Raw genomic sequence first — 2,621 nt, forward strand, 5'->3', positions numbered from 1 at the left:
GCTCCGGTTGACGCCAAAACATATACCCTGGCAAAGATTGAACCGCGCTAAAAGTACGCTGAACTAAGCTAGAAAACTCTGCCATATCACGAGGCGACCACGTCGGCATTAATGGATAAACCGCCGTTAAAAAATCCTCATAGTGAATAAAATCCTGCAATTGCTGGGCATCATAATGACTGAGCACTATTTGAAGTTGAGGCGCACTCCAATGCGACAAATTACCACTGTCGTTGATAAGCGCCAGATTTCGGCGATGGAACTGTTGCCACCCCAAATCGAGCTGTTGGTAATGCTGCGCAATACACCATAACAGATACAAATCCGCTAGCCATTCATGCTGATATTCTGTTAAAGAGGAGGATAAAATGCTGCCTTGTAGTGCAATGTTATATAAATGACCTATTTCGTGCCACAAGGTTAATTGTATTTGGTTGGCTAATGGTAACTGATAAGTTTTTAAGCCAATAGCGCCACTTTGCTCAGCCATATTGTTAGCTGGATTAATAACAATAACCCCTGCTATTTTTTGATGCTCAGCAACCAGCACCATCGCACTTTTACGTCCAACTGCGCGGCGAATATTGGCAGCTGAAAAAGCCGTTTGTTGTTGTAATGAAGCAGGGAGTAACGCAATACACCTTACCAGTGTAGATAAAGAACATATTAGCGCCTGTTTGGTTGCTATTGGGATAAAATAAGCTTGGGGAATGTTATCACTCGCCAAGCCATCTTCAACCATAACCGCTGTGGTTTTTAGTTGATTTTTAACCACAGACTGAGACGTAATAAGCTGGCTGGCATTAACAAAGTGACAAACGAATAACGGTGTGCAAACAACGCTACAGCTTAATAACTTGAGTAATGACCGTTGCCAGTATCTAAACATCAACTATTTTTGTGACATAATATTTTGAATAATCGCAGTTGTTGATACACCGTCCTCAAATCCGAGCACTTCAACCTTGCCACCTGCCGCTATCACTTCAGCACCACCAGCAATATCTTCCACTTTGTAATCGCCGCCTTTAACTAAGGAGTCTGGCAATAATCGCGTAATAATACGTTGTGGTGTGTCTTCAGTGAAAGGCACCACCCAATCTACCGATGCTAAGCCCGCTAAAACAGCCATACGACGGTCGACAGGATTAACAGGACGTCCAGGGCCTTTTAAGCGCGTCACCGAGCTATCATCATTTACAGCAACAATAAGACGATCACCTAAGGCTTTGGCTTGTTGTAAATAGCTCACATGGCCAGCATGCAAAATATCAAAACAACCGTTAGTCATGACAATACGCTCACCGCGTAAACGTGCCTGATCCATCGCATAAGCTAATTGATCTTCTGTCATTACCCCAAAACCAGACTCGCCATGGTTAAGGGCTAACGCTTGGATCAGTTCAATGCGGCTAACCGTTGAAGTGCCTAGTTTACCCACAACCACACCCGCGGCAGTATTGGCTATCGCACAAGCTTGCGCTAACGAAGCACCCGCAGCAATTGAGGTCGCTAAAGCAGAAATCACCGTATCACCAGCGCCCGTAACATCATGAACTTCACGTGCAACGGTTGGAATATGCAATTCTGGTTGGTTTTGCGACACTAACGTCATGCCCTTTTCTGAGCGAGTCACTAAAATGGCTTCAAAGTCGTGCAACTTGATCAGTTTCTGGGCTTTTTCGATTAAATCATCTTCGCTGGTTACCGTACCGACAACCGCTTCAAATTCACTCATATTTGGGGTGATTAATGACGCGCCATGATAACGAGCAAAATCATGCCCTTTTGGATCAACTAAAACCTTTACCCCTTTGGCTCGCGCTTTAGCAATAAAATCCTTTGGCTCATCAATGGCGCCTTTGGCATAATCGGACAATACCAATACATCAACATTATCTAAAATGGCTTCGCTTTGCGCGAATAATGCTTGGCTAGTCGCTTTATCAAATTGCTCTTCAAAATCTAAGCGGATTAACTGTTGATTACGCGACAATACCCGTAATTTAGTAATTGTCGGCTTGTCTGCTACCGTTAACCATTGCGGTTCAACGCCAAACACTTTTACCCCTTGGGTTAATGCTTGTGCGGTTTCATCTTGGCCTACTATGCCCGCTAACTGGACATGTCCACCTAATGTCGCAATGTTTAATGCCACGTTGGCGGCGCCGCCGGGTCTGTCTTCAATTTGATTAATTTTAACAACAGGTACAGGGGCTTCGGGTGAAATCCGTCCCGTAGGGCCTACCCAATAGCGATCTAACATCACATCGCCAATCACTAAAACGCGCGCATTTTCAAAAGCTGGGAGAGAAACCTTCATAGTGTATTCGCTGTCTTGTAAAAATTTAACCGTGATTGTACCTAATTTTCATCTAAATATGAGTTAGAATAACAAATAATTTTTTGTGAACTAGACGAGTTGTCCGTGGTCGAGAAAGCCGAATTTTCTTCTGATTTATATCATCCTAAACATTGGCCTATGTGGTTTGGCGTCGGTTTAATGCGTTTAAGCTTGCTATTACCTCTGTCTTGGCAAATGAAAATTGGCCGTGGCATTGGTCGATTAGTCATGAAAGTTGCGGGCGGAAGAACCCACACCGCTAAGCGTAACATCGATT

General features: G+C 44.0%; 2 protein-coding genes and 1 pseudogene. 1 reads left to right on the forward strand and 2 read right to left on the reverse strand.

All coding sequences use genetic code 11. The annotated features are described in order from the left end of the window. Nucleotides 1–889: hypothetical protein (locus CXF78_RS19855; protein WP_102037729.1), on the reverse strand; the 889-nt coding region annotated here is incomplete at its 3' end. A gap of 3 nt (nt 890–892) precedes the next feature. Next, on the reverse strand, nt 893–2,323 hold the full coding sequence (gene hldE, locus CXF78_RS19860) for a bifunctional D-glycero-beta-D-manno-heptose-7-phosphate kinase/D-glycero-beta-D-manno-heptose 1-phosphate adenylyltransferase HldE (RefSeq protein WP_011638639.1): 1,431 nt from the start codon (nt 2,321–2,323) through the stop codon (nt 893–895). Between the two features lie 105 nt (nt 2,324–2,428). On the opposite strand from hldE, the pseudogene CXF78_RS19865 reads away from it, so the two are divergent. Beyond that, nucleotides 2,429–2,621, forward strand: a pseudogene (locus CXF78_RS19865) (lipid A biosynthesis lauroyl acyltransferase); the annotation flags it as partial.

Source organism: Shewanella sp. 11B5, assembly GCF_002836795.1.
GTDB lineage: Bacteria > Pseudomonadota > Gammaproteobacteria > Enterobacterales > Shewanellaceae > Shewanella > Shewanella frigidimarina.